The organism is Nonomuraea helvata (assembly GCF_039535785.1).
Classification (GTDB): Bacteria; Actinomycetota; Actinomycetes; order Streptosporangiales; family Streptosporangiaceae; genus Nonomuraea; species Nonomuraea helvata.
The window spans coordinates 1,354,026-1,368,784 of record NZ_BAAAXV010000001.1; the positions used below are offsets into that span (position 1 = coordinate 1,354,026).

General features: G+C 71.6%; 13 protein-coding genes and 1 pseudogene. 13 read left to right on the forward strand and 1 reads right to left on the reverse strand.

From position 1 onward, the window contains the following. The 8 genes and pseudogenes from sucB (at position 1) to ABD830_RS06240 (ending at position 7,045) form a co-directional block, all read left to right on the forward strand. Entirely contained in the window at positions 1-1,461 is a 1,461-nt protein-coding gene (gene sucB / locus ABD830_RS06210; protein WP_344985414.1) for a 2-oxoglutarate dehydrogenase, E2 component, dihydrolipoamide succinyltransferase, read from the forward strand. A 263-nt stretch (positions 1,462-1,724) separates the two neighbouring features. After that, positions 1,725-2,618: a TIGR01777 family oxidoreductase gene (locus ABD830_RS06215; RefSeq protein WP_344985415.1), complete on the forward strand. Its 894-nt coding sequence runs from the start codon at positions 1,725-1,727 to the stop codon at positions 2,616-2,618. Positions 2,619-2,656: 38 nt separating this feature from the next. After that, positions 2,657-3,394 (forward strand): Type 1 glutamine amidotransferase-like domain-containing protein, encoded by a 738-nt coding sequence (locus ABD830_RS06220; RefSeq protein ID WP_344985417.1) that lies wholly within the window; start codon positions 2,657-2,659, stop codon positions 3,392-3,394. A gap of 37 nt (positions 3,395-3,431) precedes the next feature. Further along, positions 3,432-4,124, forward strand: a complete 693-nt coding sequence (lipB, locus tag ABD830_RS06225; RefSeq protein WP_344985418.1) for a lipoyl(octanoyl) transferase LipB — start codon at positions 3,432-3,434, stop codon at positions 4,122-4,124. Between the two features lie 22 nt (positions 4,125-4,146). Beyond that, positions 4,147-5,127 carry a M48 family metallopeptidase gene (locus tag ABD830_RS06230; RefSeq protein WP_344985419.1) on the forward strand — a complete coding sequence of 327 codons (981 nt, stop codon included), beginning with the start codon at positions 4,147-4,149 and terminating at the stop codon, positions 5,125-5,127. Between the two features lie 42 nt (positions 5,128-5,169). After that, the gene (gene lipA, locus ABD830_RS06235; protein ID WP_344985420.1) at positions 5,170-6,099 is read left to right on the forward strand and encodes a lipoyl synthase; all 930 of its coding nucleotides are present in this window, start codon (positions 5,170-5,172) and stop codon (positions 6,097-6,099) included. A 132-nt stretch (positions 6,100-6,231) separates the two neighbouring features. After that, positions 6,232-6,507 (forward strand): annotated as a pseudogene (locus ABD830_RS54090) (AraC-like ligand-binding domain-containing protein); the annotation flags it as partial. Positions 6,508-6,616: 109 nt separating this feature from the next. Next, complete coding sequence (locus ABD830_RS06240) at positions 6,617-7,045, forward strand: alpha/beta fold hydrolase (RefSeq protein WP_344985421.1); 429 nt, start codon at positions 6,617-6,619, stop codon at positions 7,043-7,045. A 43-nt stretch (positions 7,046-7,088) separates the two neighbouring features. Here the strand turns inward: ABD830_RS06240 and ABD830_RS06245 are convergent, their stop codons facing one another. Next, a complete protein-coding gene (locus tag ABD830_RS06245) occupies positions 7,089-8,924 on the reverse strand; it encodes a hypothetical protein (RefSeq protein WP_344985422.1) in 1,836 nt (611 codons plus the stop codon). Positions 8,925-9,112: 188 nt separating this feature from the next. Here ABD830_RS06245 and ABD830_RS06250 point away from each other — a divergent pair, with 188 nt between their 5' ends. Genes ABD830_RS06250 through ABD830_RS06270 form a run of 5 tightly spaced genes read left to right on the forward strand, consistent with a single transcriptional unit; the run spans position 9,113 to position 14,723 of the window. Then, on the forward strand, positions 9,113-10,108 hold the full coding sequence (locus ABD830_RS06250) for a LacI family DNA-binding transcriptional regulator (protein WP_344985423.1): 996 nt from the start codon (positions 9,113-9,115) through the stop codon (positions 10,106-10,108). 24 nt (positions 10,109-10,132) lie between these two features. After that, positions 10,133-11,737 carry an FAD-dependent oxidoreductase gene (locus tag ABD830_RS06255; protein WP_344985424.1) on the forward strand — a complete coding sequence of 535 codons (1,605 nt, stop codon included), beginning with the start codon at positions 10,133-10,135 and terminating at the stop codon, positions 11,735-11,737. 17 nt (positions 11,738-11,754) lie between these two features. Next, complete coding sequence (locus tag ABD830_RS06260) at positions 11,755-12,987, forward strand: ABC transporter substrate-binding protein (RefSeq protein WP_344985426.1); 1,233 nt, start codon at positions 11,755-11,757, stop codon at positions 12,985-12,987. A gap of 1 nt (position 12,988) precedes the next feature. Beyond that, on the forward strand, positions 12,989-13,915 hold the full coding sequence (locus ABD830_RS06265; RefSeq protein ID WP_344985427.1) for a carbohydrate ABC transporter permease: 927 nt from the start codon (positions 12,989-12,991) through the stop codon (positions 13,913-13,915). After that, entirely contained in the window at positions 13,905-14,723 is an 819-nt protein-coding gene (locus ABD830_RS06270; RefSeq protein WP_344985428.1) for a carbohydrate ABC transporter permease, read from the forward strand. The genes ABD830_RS06265 and ABD830_RS06270 overlap by 11 nt, the downstream gene beginning before the upstream one ends. The last annotated feature ends 36 nt before the right edge of the window (positions 14,724-14,759 follow it).

Sequence of the window (14,759 nt, forward strand, 5' to 3'; positions counted from 1 at the left end):
ATGCCGGTCTCCGTACAGATGCCCCAGCTCGGCGAGAGCGTGACCGAGGGCACCGTAACCCGTTGGCTGAAGAAGGAGGGCGAGCGCGTCGAAGCCGACGAGCCGCTCCTCGAAGTCTCGACCGACAAGGTCGACACCGAGATCCCGTCTCCGTCCGCGGGTGTCCTCACCAAGATCGTCGTGGCCGAGGACGAGACGGTGGAGGTCGGGGCCGAGCTCGCCGTCATCGACGAGAACGCCGAGGCCGGCGCCGCCCCGGCCCCGGAGGCGGCCCCCGCGCCGGCTCCGCAGCCCGAGCCGGAGCCGGAGCCCGCGCCGGCTCCCCCGGTCTCCTCGATCCCGCAGCCCGCTCCGGCCCCCGCGCCGGCTCCGGCTCCGGCTCCTGCGCCCGCTCCCGCTCCCGCGCAGGCTGCCGCGCCCGCCCCGCAGGCCGCTCCCGCGGAGCCCTCGCCGCTGCCGTCGGGTGAGAGCCCGTACGTGACGCCGCTGGTGCGCAAGCTGGCCAACGAGCACGGTGTCGACCTCGACTCGATCACCGGCACCGGCGTCGGCGGCCGCATCCGCAAGCAGGACGTGCTGGAGGCCGCCAAGGCGCAGCGCGACAAGGCCGCCGCGGCCCAGGCCGCGCCTGCTCCGGCCGCGGCTCCCGCCGCCGCCCCGCAGGCCGCTCCCGCCGCCGCTCCGGCCGCGCAGGCTCCGGTCGCCGCTGGGCCCGAGCCCGTGGAGGTCGACACGACGCTGCGTGGCCGCACGGAGAAGATGACGCGGCTGCGGCAGACGATGTCCAAGCGGCTGGTCGAGTCGCTGCAGACGGCGGCCCAGCTCACCACGGTGGTCGAGGTCGACGTCACCAAGATCGCGCGGCTGCGCGACCAGGCCAAGGCCGACTTCCTGCGCCGCGAGGGCGTCAAGCTGTCGTTCATGCCGTTCTTCGAGCTGGCCGCCATCGAGGCGCTCAAGCAGCACCCGAAGCTCAACGCGACGATCAACAACGAGACCATGGAGGTCACGTACTTCGACGTCGAGCACCTGGGCATCGCGGTCGACACCGAGCGCGGCCTGATCGCGGCGGTCATCAAGAACGCCGGCGACCTCAACCTCGCTGGGCTGGCGCGCAAGACGGCCGACCTTGCGGAGCGCACCCGCGCCAACAAGGTGACGCCGGACGAGATCACGGGCGGCACGTTCACGCTGACCAACACGGGCAGCCGTGGCGCCCTGTTCGACACCCCGATCCTCAACCAGCCGCAGGTCGGCATGCTGGGGACCGGCGCCGTCGTGAAGCGGCCCGTGGTGATCGACACGCCTGAGGGCGAGGTCATCGCGGTGCGATCGATGGTGTACCTGGCGCTGACGTACGACCACCGGCTGGTGGACGGCGCGGACGCGGCCCGCTTCCTGACGACGGTCAAGCGCCGTCTGGAGGAGGGGCGCTTCGAGGCCCAGCTCGGCCTCGCGTAGCCGCACGGCTCGCCCGGCCGGGCGGCCCCCTCGGGGGGCCGCCCGGCCTTTCGCTTTTCTGGGTGGTCGTGGCTTTCCGTGGTTTTCCAAGGACGTCGTGTCGCTGCTCTGGGACGCTGAGGCGGGGCCCCGCGACACGCGCCCGTGCTGGTGCCCTGACCGTGTGCGCGACACCGACGGGCGGGCCTTGGAGCGGTGGTCGTGATGCGCGACACCGGCGGGCGTGTCCGGGGGACGGGCCGGGGCGGGCGTACTGTGGAGTTATGGCGATCATCGTGACCGGCGCGTCCGGGTTGCTCGGGTCGGCGCTGGTGCGGGCGTTGCGGGACGAGGGGCAAGAGGTCGTCAGGCTGGTACGCCGCGAGCCGCGCGCGGCCGACGAGGCGTTCTGGCAGCCGGGCCGGCAGGAGATCGACCGGGCCGCGCTCGAAGGGGCGGAGGCCGTGGTGCACCTGGCCGGGGCGTCGATCGGCGGCAGGCGGTGGAGCGAGGCGTACAAGCGGGAGCTCTTCGACAGCCGGATCCAGAGCACCGGGCTCCTCGTCGACGCGATCGCCGGGCTCTCGGACAGGCCGGAGGTGCTCCTGTCCGCCTCAGGGGTCGACTTCTACGGCGACACCGGTGACCGGGTGGTCGACGAGAGCCAGGGCAAGGGCACCGGCTTCCTGTCGGACCTGTGCGAGCAGTGGGAGAGCGAGGCCCGGCGGGCGGGTGAGGCCGGGGTCAGGACGGTGCAGATGCGGTCCGGGCTGGCGCTGGGCCGGGAGGGCGGGATGCTCCAGCAGGTGCTGCCGATCTTCAGGGTCGGGCTGGGGGCGCCGCTCGGGTCGGGGAAGCAGTACTGGTCGTGGATCACCGTGCGGGACTGGGTGGGGGCGGCGGTGCATGTGCTGAAAAATCGTGACATTACCGGGCCGGTCAATTTCACGTCCCCGTCGCCCGTGACCAACGCCGAATTCACCCGAACGCTCGGAAAAGCCCTGCGCAAGGGCACGATGCCGATCCCGGTCCCGGCCTTCGCGCTGTCGGCGGGGCTCGGCGAGTTCGCGCGGGAGGCGCTGCTGCCCGGTCACCGCGTCCTGCCGAAGAAGCTGCTCGACAGCGGCTACAGGTTCGCCCATACCCGCCTCGACGAGGCGCTGAGCGCCGTACTCTAGGGAACCGTGCGTCCTTCAACAGGTGGGAGAATCTTGACATGAGCCGGTCAGGACAGTCACACATCCTCGCCATCGGGGGCGGATCCTTCCGCCAGAGCAGGCGCTACAGCTTCATCGAGGCCGGCCCGCTGCTGCGCTACGGCCTCGACCTCACGGGGCAGGACCGCCCGAAGCTCGGGCTGGTCGCCACCGCGGTCGGTGACTCCGACGAGTGGCTGCTCAAGATGTACGGCGCCTTCGCGGGGTGGGACGTCGAGCTGAGCCACCTGACGGTGTTCCCCATGCCCAACGTCGAAGATCCGCGGGCCTGGATCCTCGAGCAGGACATGATCTACGTGAGCGGTGGCAGTGTGGCCAACCTCATGGCGTTGTGGCGGCTGCACGGCTACGACGAGGCGTTCGAGGAGGCGTGGCGGTCCGGGGTGGTGCTGTCCGGGCAGAGCGCGGGCGCGCTCTGCTGGCACGTGGGCGGCAACACCGACTCCTTCGGTCCCGACCTGCGCGTGTGGGCCGAGGGCCTCGGCTTCCTGCCCTACTCGTGCGGCGTCCACTACGACTCCGACCCGCAGCGCCGCCGGCTGCTCCAGGACTCGGTGGCGAGCGGCGAGCTGCCCAGCGGGTACGCCGCCGACGAGGGCGTGGGACTCCACTACGTGGGCACGGAGTTCATCCAGGCGGTGACCGTCGAGCCGGGCGGCTACGCGTACCGGATCGAGAGCGACGGGGCGGGCGGCGTCAAGGAGTTCAGGATCGAGCCGCGACTCTTGACCCCCTGATTACCCTTCGCGGGTGAGGGAACGGCACAATAGGCTCATGCGCCCCATCCACGGGGACGATCCCCACGCACTCGCCATCGTCCGCCTCGGCGTCGACGTCCCCTACGAGCAGGCCTGGTCGTTGCAGCGCTGGGTGCACGGCAAGCGGGTCGCCGGAGAGCTGACCGACACCGTGCTGATCCTCGAGCACGCCCCCGTCTACACCGCGGGCAAGCGCACCGCCCCGCACGAGCGTCCGGCCGACGGCACGCCGGTCGTCGACGTCGACCGGGGCGGCCGCCTCACCTGGCACGGTCCCGGGCAGCTCGTGGCGTACCCGATCGTCGCCGTCACCGACGTGGTCACGTACGCCTGCCGCCTCGAAGAGGCCATGATCCAGATCTGCGCCGACTTCGGCGTCACGGCGAGACGCGTGAAGGGGCGCGGCGGCGTCTGGGCGATCGGCGACGCCAGCCTGGGCCTGCCCGACCGCCAGCTCGGCGCGGTCGGCCTGCGGGTCGCGCGCGGCGTCACCATGCACGGCTTCTCGCTCAACTGCGCCAACGACCCCCGCTGGTTCAGCCGCATCACGCCGTGCGGCATCCCCGACGTCGGCGTCTCCTCGCTGTCGGCGGAGACGGGCCGCCGCATCGTGGTCGAGGAGGTCATGCCGATCGCGGAGAAGCGACTGGCGGAGGCACTTGGCATGGAGTCGTACGAACTCCACGAGGAGGACCTTCTCCGCCGGTGATCGACGGCCTACGATCGGCTGTGTGAAGCGCCTCCTCGCCGTCTTACTCGCCCTTGTGGTGCACCTGCTGACGCTCGGATTCGTCGCGCTCGGCGCGTGGATCATCCTGGCCCACGTGGCTGAACTGATCGCGTGGCTGCTCGGCGGCACCAGCCTGGCCATCGCGTGGGCGCTGCGGCCGCGCCTGGGCGGCCTGCCCGCCGATGCCGAGGTGCTCGACCGCTCGTCGGCGCCGGAGCTGTACGGCGTCGCGGAGCGCGTGGCCGACCGGGTCGGCGTGCGGCGGCCGGCGAAGGTCGCGGTCCGGGACCTGGAGGCCGAGACCCGCTACGAGCGCGTGGGCCCGCTGCGCACCCCGGTCCTGACGATCGGGCTGCCACTCTGGCTGGCGCTGCCGCCCAGGCAGCGGGTGGCCCTGCTGGCCACGGCGTACGCGCGGGTCCCGACCGGCGACGAGCTGATCGTAGACGGAGCCCTGGCCACGCTGGAGGCCTGGCGGGACGCCCTGGTGGGGGCCGAGCCCCTGCAGGTCAGGCAGGACGCGCAGACCCAGATCTCCGCCTCCTCGCTGGGCGCGGTGGACCATCCGGGCACCACGTACGAGGCGATGGGGGCCCTCGGCCGGCTGCTCGGGCGGGTGCTCGGCGGCCCCGTGCTGCTGGTGCGGTACGCGCTGACCCGGCTGGCCCGCGCCGGCGAGGCCCGTACCCTGGCCCGGCGGCAGGCGCTGGCCCGGCGGGCGGCGTCCGAGCGGGAGCTCGCCGAGCTGGACGAGCTGACCGGCGGCGGCTACCTGGCGCCGATGCAGGCCGCGGCGCTGCGCGGCGAGAGCGCGGCGGCGATCAGGCAGGGCGCGCTGTCCCGGTCCCGACTCACCGACGACGGGGTGCTCACCTCTCCCCCGCGCTCCGAGCTGCTCGGCACGCACGACTCCGAACGTGTCGACGAGGAACTGCTCGGCCACTACACGCGCGCCATCCGCGGATTCGGCCTCATCTCCTGACCCACGACCAGGCCGGTTTCCGGGGAGACGTAAGCTGAGTGGGTGACCGTTGCTCCTGAAGGCCGAAAGCTCCTCCGCCTGGAGGTGCGTAACGCCGAAACCCCTATCGAGCGCAAGCCCCCGTGGATCAAGACCAAGCTGAGGACGGGCCCCGAATACACCGAGCTGAAATCGCTCGTGCGCCGGGAGGGCCTGCACACGGTCTGTGAAGAGGCGGGCTGTCCCAATATCTACGAGTGCTGGGAAGACCGCGAGGCGACCTTCCTCATCGGCGGCGACCAGTGCACCCGTCGCTGCGACTTCTGCCAGATCGACACGGGCAAGCCCAAGGAGTACGACCGCGACGAGCCGCGCCGGGTGGCCGAGTCCGTCCAGCAGATGGGCCTGAAGTACGCGACCGTGACCGGCGTGGCCCGCGACGACCTGCCCGACGGCGGCGCCTGGCTCTACGCCGAGACGGCGCGCCAGATCCACGGGCTGCTGCCCGGGTGCGGCGTCGAGCTGCTGGTGCCCGACTTCAACGGCAACCGCGACCAGCTGGAGGAGGTCTTCTCCAGCCGGCCCGAGGTGTTCGCCCACAACGTCGAGACGGTGCCGCGGATCTTCAAGCGGATCCGTCCCGCGTTCCGGTACGACCGGTCGCTCGCCGTGATCACGATGGCCCGCGAGGCCGGGCTGGTCACCAAGTCCAACCTGATCCTGGGCATGGGCGAGACGCGCGAGGAGGTCGTCTCGGCGATGCGCGACCTGCACGCCGCGGGCACCGACCTGCTGACCATCACGCAGTACCTGCGGCCCACGCCCCGCCACCACCCGGTGGACCGCTGGGTGAAGCCGGAGGAGTTCGTGGAGCTGCAGGCGGAGGCGGAGGCCATCGGGTTCGCCGGGGTGCTCTCCGGGCCGCTGGTGCGCTCGTCGTACCGGGCCGGCCGCCTCTACAAGCAGGCCATCGAGGCCCGCCAGACGGCCTGAGCCACCCACCGGCCCCGGGACCCGCCACCCGCGCGGTCCCGGGGCTGCTGCGTGTCCGGGCCTCTGGCGACGGGCGGCGCGCGTGCCGGAGGATCGTTAGCATGGCAGGGCAGCCGACGGAGGAGCGACGGGATGGCCGTTCTGATCCGCACGAGTGACCTGCCCGCCAAGCAGCGCCACGACGCCTGGCGGGCCATCGTCTGCGACACGCTCGGCCCGCTCGACCTCAGGATCGACGCCGACGCCCCGCTGCGGGGCGAGATCGAGGCCGGGCAGCTCGGCCCCGTGGGCGTCGGCACGGTGCGCACGTCCACACCGCACAGCGTCCACCGGACCCCGGGCCTGATCCACCGTGACAGCCCGGAGCTCTACCGCGTGGTGCTGGCCATGGCGGGCAGCCCGCGGGTGGCGCAGGACGGGCGGTACGCGCAGCTCAGCAGGGGCGAGTTCGCGATCTACGACTTCGGTACGGAACCCGGCGATCTCCAAGCTGGCCCTGTGGGAGCCGCCGTACCACGTGGACGACAGCGCGCCCCCACTGCCGGACGACTTCGCGGCGCGGCTCCACGCCCTGGTGAGTGCGGGCAGGCGGGGGGAGGCGGTGGAGCGGTTCATGGTGGAGGCGGCCGAGGCGTCACCGGAGGCGGTGGCGGCGATGCGCGCGCAGCCGTCCTGGCAGGGGCTCGAGGCGCTGGCTCACACCCTCGCCTACGAGGCCGCCGTCCTGGGGCCGGGCAACGCGCTGCCCGCCGAACGGCTGGCCGCCGTCACGCAGCCGACGCTCGTGCTCAACGGCGAGGACAGCCCCGGCTGGATGTCCAACGCGGGACTGGCGGTCACCAGGGCAGTGCCCGGCGCGGTGCGACGGGTGCTGGAGGACCAGGCCCACAACGTGGCCCCCGAGGCGCTGGTCCCCGAGCTCCTGGAGTTCTTCGTCGCCGCCTGACTCACGCCGCCTGAGTCACGCCGCCTGAGTCACACCGCCTGAGTCATGTCGGCAGGGTGATGGTGACGTCGATGGCGCCGTCGTGGGGAACGCGGAGCACGTGCAGGCGCCGCTTGCCGTCCCGCAGGTACGACACCGACGTCACCCCGAACGTGGCCTTCCGCGGCGTGCCCCAGCGCAACGCGATGACAACGCCGTTCCTGCGCAGGTCGATCCCGTCGGCGGTGGCGGTGACCGAGCCGCCGTAGGGGGCCGCGGTGCCGTCGGTGAAGACGACCTCGTCCGTGGGGTGCACGACGAGCGGGATCTGCTCGGTGGCGGCGGCGCCGGCGCGTACGGAGCGGCGGACGAGCCCGTCGGCCACGGTGACGTCGGTGGCCACGGAGGACGTGCCGAAGCGGAAGGCGTACGGCTCTCCGCCCAGGAACTCGACGGCCTGCGGCCCGTTCGCGTCCGGCTTCTGGCCCGGGAAGACGGTGGCCCAGCAGGCGTAGTTGTTGTTGTTCAGCGAGTGGACGACCGTGCCCGCGACGGGATGCCAGAGGAACGTCAGGCCGGTCCTGGCCAGTGTGGTCGCCCGCCGGGCGCCGAAGTAGCCGCCCAGGTACAGGCCCGGCCGCCGCAGGAACAGGAACTCCTGCCCGAGGTCGCCCCGCCGCTCGGTGAAGCGCTCCGAGGCCAGGTACGGCACCTCCGCCAGGGCCCGCTCCTTGGCCTGCCGGTGGGCGTACCGCTCGGCGTAGAGCGCGTGCGTCAGGATGCGGGGCGAGGTGTTCTGCTTGGCCAGCACCGGCACCGGGGAGGTGTCGGCGGCCCAGGCGGCGCGGGCGGCGGCGAGGTCCTCACGGGCCGACATGAACGCTCCCAGAGCCGGCACCCGGGGAATGAACACGCTGCCGAGGGCGGTGCGCTCCGGGTCGGGCCGGGTGTCGTCGTAGAAGAGCGCGCTGGTACGCGACGACGGCGCGATGTTGGTGAGCCAGCCGGAGCCGTCAGGCTCGCGCAGCAGGTTGTAGCCGAGCCAGCCGGTGTACCCGGCCGCCATGGAGACCAGGTTGCGGTCCCCTGACTGCCGCCACGCGTCGGCCAGCTCGGGCAGCATGACCTCGAAGTTGTAGTTCATGTCCATGCCGCTCTCCTCGTAGAAGAACCCGGCGGGGCTCTGCCCGACGGCGGCGATGCGTGCGAACGCGTCCGCGAGGCCGCGACGGAGCGTGGGGTCGCGGTCCAGGTTCAGGGCGAGGGCGGAGCCGGCGAGCCCGGCGGTGACCTGGTTGGCCCAGGTCAGCTTCGCCTGCCAGACGACGTCGTTGCCGGGGTCGAGGAACCAGGTCATGGCCCGGTGGAGGGCGGCGCTGAGCTGGGTCCTGCGCGCGGGCAGCGCGTTCGACTCGCGCAGCAGGGCCAGGGTCTTGCTCAGGTAGCCGAGCGCGAACCCGGTGGCGGCCAGCGAATGCTGGTCGGCGGAGTACTCGGACCACGACCCGTCCTCGTGCTGCAGCCCGAGGTAGTGGCCGAGCGCGGCGTCGAGCGCGGCCAGCAGCGCCGGGTCGCCGCGGTACGGGTTCCAGGCGCGCCGCTTGGTGTGGAACCAGGCCAGCGTGTGGACGTGCTCCTGCACGCGGGCGTTGTAGGGCGCCGCCGGACTGCGCCACCAGCCGCCCGCGAAGAAGCCGCTGTCGTCCATGTCGCCGACCATCGGCGCGAGCGTGACCAGGTACGGGGCGAAGCGCTGCTCGTGCGGGGAGAACAGGCGCCGGTCGGGCGCCCCGGGCGGGAGCGGCGTGAGACCGGCCGCGGCCCGCGCCGGCCCGGCGGGCAGGAGGGCGGCCGCGCCGGCGACGGCCAAGAGGGTCCGGCGGGTGAGGGCGTGCTCCACGGCAGGGGGCTCCTTACGGTACGTGGCGGCGTCGATCGCACACGCTGGCCCATGCCAAAACCCGCGTCAAGATGATAATACGAATTATCACAGGAAAAATTCCGACAACTCACCACTTGACGTGGCGCACAGCGAGCTCCCACAATCCCAACTAATGCGCATTATCACCCGATAGGACGTAACAGCCCGTGGCCAGACGCCTCACCCAGCAGGACATCGCCCGCATGGCCGGAGTCAGCCAGACGACGGTGTCCCTGGTGCTCAACAACCGCTCCGAGGGCGAGGTACGCATCGCTCCCGAGACCCGCGAGCGTGTCCTGCGCGTGATCAGGGAGACCGGCTACGTGGCCGACCCGGCCGCCCGCCGGCTGGCCGAGGGGCGCAACCGCATCCTGGGCGTGTTCACCTACGAAGCCGTCTTCCCCGCCACGAGCGCCGACTTCTACTACCCGTTCATGGTCGGCATCGAGGAGTACGCCGAGGAGATCGGCTGCGACCTGCTCCTGTTCACCAGCGCGAAGGCGGCGGGGATGCGGCGCAGGATCTACACGGCCGACAACCGGATCCGGCTGGCCGACGGCTGCGTGCTGCTCGGCCGCAGGATCGACAGGGACGACCTGGCCCGGCTCATCGCCGAGCGCATCCCGTTCGTGTCGGTCGGCCGCCGTGACGACGCCGGGGGCCCGGTGCCGTACGTGGGCGCCGACTACCCGCCTGCCGTGCGGGCGCTGGTGGAGCGGGCGATCGGGCTGGGGCACCGGCGGCTGGCGTACGTCGGGCTCGGCGAGCAGGCCGAGTCGTACGCCGACCGGCTGCGCGGCTTCCGCGAGGCGGCCGGCGACGAGGCCCTGCACCTGCCCGCGCCGGATCTGGACGCGCTGCTGGAGGCGGGTGTGACGGTGGCGTTCTTCGAGGAGGAGGCCGACGGCGTCGCCGTCGTGCAGGCGGCCAGGGAGCGGCGCCTGTCCGTGCCCGGCGACCTGTCGGTCGTCACGCTGGGCGCGGCCACCCGCCCGGTCCACACGGATATCGACTTCACGGGCTTCCGCATCCCGCGGCGCGAGATGGGCCGCCGGGCCGTACAAGTGCTGACCCACGTCATGGAGACCGGCGAGAGCCCGCAGGAGCTGCTGTCCTGCGAGCTGATCGAGGGCGACACCCTGGCACCACACCAAGGAAGGTAGACAACCCGCGTGGTTGACATATCAGTGGTTGACATATCAGCGGACGCCGTCGTGGTCGGCGGCGGCCTGGGCGGCGTCGCCGCGGCCCTGGCCCTGCTCCGCGCGGGCCGCACGGTGATCATGTCCGAGGAGTACGACTGGCTCGGCGGGCAGCTGACGAGCCAGGCCGTGCCGCCGGACGAGCACTCCTGGGTGGAGCGCTTCGGGGTCACCGCGAGCTACCGCGCGCTGCGCGACGGCATCCGCCGGTACTACCGCGACCACTACCCGCTGACCTCGGCCGCCAGGGCCAGGCGCGAGCTCAACCCCGGCGGCGGTCACGTGAGCCGCCTGTGCCACGAGCCCAGGGTGGCGGTGGCGGTCATCGACGCGATGCTCGCGCCGTATCTCGGCTCGGGCCGGTTACGCCTGCTGAAGCCGTACAGGCCGGTGGCGGCCGAGGTGGACGGCGACCGGGTCACCGCGGTCAGGCTGGCGCACCGCGACGGCGGCGGCGAGGTCTGGGCGGCGGCCCCGTACGTGCTGGACGCCACCGAGACCGGCGAGCTGCTCCCCCTGACCGGCACCGAGTACGTGACCGGCTTCGAGTCGCAGGAGGAGACCGGCGAGCCCAGCGCCCCCATGACGGCCCAGCCGCTCAACATGCAGGCCGTGTCGGTGTGCTTCGCGATCGACCACGTCGACGGCGACCACACCATCGACAGGCCCGCGAGCTACGACTTCTGGCGGGCCTACCAGCCGCCGTTCTGGGGCGACCGGCTGCTGTCGTGGCGCTGCCCCAGTCCACGCACGCTGGAGATCGTGGAGCGTTCCTTCACCCCCAATCCCGACGACGACCCGCTGCTCGTGGAGGCCGACCAGCGGGTCAACCCCGGCGACGGCAACCTGTGGACGTTCCGCAGGATCGCCGCCCGGCGCACCTTCGAGCCCGGCGCGTACGCAAGCGACATCACGCTGGTCAACTGGCCGTTGATCGACTACCTCGTAGGTCCGGTCATCGACGTGCCCGACGCCGCCGCCCATCTCGCGGCGGCACGCGAGCTGTCCAGGTCGGCGCTGTACTGGCTGCAGACCGAGGCCCCCCGCCACGACGGCGGCACCGGCTATCCCGGGCTCCGGCTGCGCGGCGACGTCACCGGCGGCGCCGACGGGCTGGCGCAGGCGCCCTACATCCGCGAGTCGCGGCGCATCCGCGCGCTCTACACGGTGGTGGAGCAGGACCTGTCGCTGGCGGTGCGCGGCGACAAGGGCGCGGTCGGCTACGCCGACTCGGTGGGCGTCGGCATGTACCGCATCGACCTGCATCCCTCGACGGGTGGCGACAACTACATCGACGTGGGCTGCTCGCCGTTCGAGATCCCGCTCGGCGCGCTCATCCCGCAGCGCATGACCAACCTGCTGCCCGCCTCGAAGAACATCGGGACCACCCACATCACCAACGGCGCCTACCGGCTGCATCCGGTCGAGTGGAACGCCGGAGAAGCCGCGGGCGCGCTCGCCGCGTACTGCCTCGACCACGCCACCACGCCGCACGCCGTGCGGGAGAGCGAGACGTTGCTGGCCGGTTTCCAGCGGCGGCTCGCCCGCGAGGGCGTCGAGCTGCACTGGCCCGACGTGGCCGGCTACTGAACCAAGGAGCCCCTTCCATGAGACCAATCGCGAAGCTCCCATCCGCCGCGCTCGCCCTCACCGTGGCGGTCACGGCCTGCGGCGGCGGTGGCGAGGCGACCACGCAGGCCGGTCCCGTCACGCTCCGCATGACGGTGTGGACCGCCAGCGAGGCCCACCTGAAGCTGCTCAACGACATCGCGGCGGGCTTCACCAAGGCGAAGGTGAAGTTCGAGTCGCTGCCCGTCGACACCTACACCACGACGCTCACCACGCAGATCGCCGGCGGCAACGCCCCTGACCTGGCCTGGATCCTGGAGCGCTCGGCGCCCGACTTCGTCGGCTCCGGCGCGCTGGCCCCGGTGGGAGGCAAGCTGGAGAACCGCGGGGAGCTGATCCCGTCGGCCACCAGGCTCTGGGAGAAGGACGGCGAGCTGTACGCCTACCCGTTCTCCACCTCGCCCCTGGGCGTCTTCGTCAACACCGACCTGCTCAAGCAGGCCGGCCAGAAGCCGCCCGGGAAGGGCTGGACCTGGGATGAGGCCATGGCCGCCGCGGCCGCCGTGGCCAAGAAGGGCAAGGCGGGCCTGGCCATCCCCGACTTCGAGTACAAGGAGTGGGGCGTGCTTGCCGGCATCTGGGGCGGCTGGGGCGCCAAGGCGTGGAGCGACGACGGCGCGACCTGCGGATTCAACAGCCCGGAGATGGTCGGGGCCATGACGTTCATCCACAAGTCGATCTTCGTGGACAAGGCCGTGCCGGGCCCCGGCACGACCGTCGACTTCTTCGCCGGCGACGCCGCCATGGCCATCAGCCAGGTCTCCCGCGCGGGCCTGCTCAAGGACGCGAAGTTCGGCTGGGAGCTGCTGCCGCTGCCGGCCGGCCCCAAGGGCGAGTACGCGGTGATCGGCCAGGCCGGCGTCGGCGTGCTGAAGAAGTCGCCCAACGCCGAGCTGGCCACCGAGTTCCTGGCCTACTTCACCAACGCGGCCAACTCCGCCAAGCTCGCCCAGTTCTTCCCGCCCGCCCGCTCCTCCCAGCTCAACGCCGAGACCCTGGCCAAGAGCAACCCGCTGCTCAAGCCCGAGCAGCTGCAGAGCGTGGTGATCGACGGCATCAACAAGGGCACCGTCAAGCCTGTGCACAAGGGCCAGGAGGAGCTGTCGCAGACCGTACGGGCCGCGCTCGACCCGCTCTGGCGGCCGGACGCCGACGTCAAGGCGGTGCTGGACGACGTGTGCGCGAAGATCCAGCCGATGTTGGGCGCGTGACATGACACTCGCCGCCCGGCTCGCGCGGCCCGCCTCCACCATCCCCTTCTGGAACGTCCGCCGCCGCGACCACCTCGTCGGATACCTGTTCATCGCACCCCAGCTGGTCGGCAGCGCGCTGTTCGTGCTGCTGCCCCTGGCCATGGTCGGCTGGTACAGCCTCAACGAGTGGAACGTGCTGGCCGGCAGCTTCGAGTTCGCCGGCCTCGGCAACTACGCCAGGCTCGCCGCCGACGTGCGGCTGCGCGAGGCGCTGACCGCCACCGGAGTGTTCTCCGTGGGCCTGGTGACGCTCAACCTCGCACTCGCCCTCCTGCTCGCGGTCCTGCTCAACCAGCGGCTGCGCGGGACGGCGCTCTTCCGCACGCTGTTCTTCTCCCCGGTGCTGGTGTCGCTGGTGGCGTGGACGATCGTCTGGCAGTTCCTGCTGCAGCCGTCCGGCGGTGTCAACAGCGTGCTCGGCGCCGCCGGCCTCGACGGGCCGAACTGGCTGCGCGGCGAGGGCACCGCCATGCTGTCGGTGATCGTCGTCCAGGTGCTCAAGAACGTCGGGCTCAACATGGTGCTGTTCCTGGCGGCGCTGCAGGGCGTGCCCAAGCAGCTCTACGAGGCCGCCGAGCTGGACGGCGCGGGCGCGTGGCGCAGGTTCCTGCGGATCACGATGCCGCTGATCAGCCCGACGGTCCTGCTCACCTCGATCATCACCGTGGTCGGCTCCCTGCAGGTCTTCGCCCAGATCGCGGTGCTCACGCAGGGCGGCCCCGGCACCTCGACCACCGTGCTCGTCTACTACCTCTACCAGCAGGCCTTCCAATTCCACCGCTTCGGCTACGGCGCGACCCTGTCGGTCCTGCTGTTCGCCATCGTCGGCGCGCTGACCCTGCTGCAGTGGCGGATGCGCAGGAGGTGGGTCTTCCATGAGGCGTAAGATCGTCCTGTACGGCGTGCTGTGCGTCCTGTGCGTGCCGTTCGTCTTCCCGACCTGGTGGATGATCACCTCGTCCATGAAGCCGATCAACGAGATCTTCGCCTTCTCGCTGCTGCCCGATTCCTGGGACCTGTCCGGCTACCGCCAGGTCTTCGAGGTGCAGCCGTTCGGGCGGCAGTACCTCAACAGCCTCTACATCGCGCTGCTGGTGACGGTGGGCACGATGGCGGTGGCCTCGATGGCCGGGTACGCCTTCGCCCGCATCCGCTTCCGCGGGCAGAACGTGCTGTTCGTGGTCGTGCTGGTCGGGCTGCTGATCCCGAGCGAGGTGACGATCGTGCCGCTGTTCCAGCTGTTCAACTCGCTGGGGCTGAACAACACGCACTGGCCGCTGATCGTGGTGCCGATTCTCGGCGCGCCCGGCGTGCTGGCCACGTTCATCATGCGGCAGTTCTTCCTCACCCTGCCGGACGAGCTCGAGGAGGCCGCCAGGGTGGACGGGCTGGGCCGCTTCGGCTCCTTCTACCGGGTGGCGCTGCCGCTGGCCAGACCCGCGCTGGGTGCGGTGGCCATCTTCACCTTCCTGCACTCCTGGAACCTCTACCTGGAGCCGATCGTGTACCTGTCGTCGCCCGACATGTTCACGCTGCCCCAGGCGCTGACCCAGTTCGTGGACAACTACGGCGGGCCCATGTGGAACGTGCAGCTGGCCGCCGCGACGATGACGGCGCTGCCGGTCCTGGTGGTGTTCGTGCTGGCACAGCGGCAGTTCATCGAGGGGCTGGCGCACACCGGGCTGAAGGGCTGAACGGGGTTCGGATCCGTCTTCCGGACGTTCGGTGAC

Bases quoted from the DNA above. Each gene is read 5' to 3' on its own strand.
- sucB (WP_344985414.1), top strand. From the start codon at position 1: ATGCCGGTCTCCGTACAGATGCCCCAGCTCGGCGAGAGCGTGACCGAG.
- ABD830_RS06215 (WP_344985415.1), top strand. From the start codon at position 1,725: ATGGCGATCATCGTGACCGGCGCGTCCGGGTTGCTCGGGTCGGCGCTG.
- ABD830_RS06220 (WP_344985417.1), top strand. From the start codon at position 2,657: ATGAGCCGGTCAGGACAGTCACACATCCTCGCCATCGGGGGCGGATCC.
- lipB (WP_344985418.1), top strand. From the start codon at position 3,432: ATGCGCCCCATCCACGGGGACGATCCCCACGCACTCGCCATCGTCCGC.
- ABD830_RS06260 (WP_344985426.1), top strand. From the start codon at position 11,755: ATGAGACCAATCGCGAAGCTCCCATCCGCCGCGCTCGCCCTCACCGTG.
- ABD830_RS06265 (WP_344985427.1), top strand. From the start codon at position 12,989: ATGACACTCGCCGCCCGGCTCGCGCGGCCCGCCTCCACCATCCCCTTC.
- ABD830_RS06270 (WP_344985428.1), top strand. From the start codon at position 13,905: ATGAGGCGTAAGATCGTCCTGTACGGCGTGCTGTGCGTCCTGTGCGTG.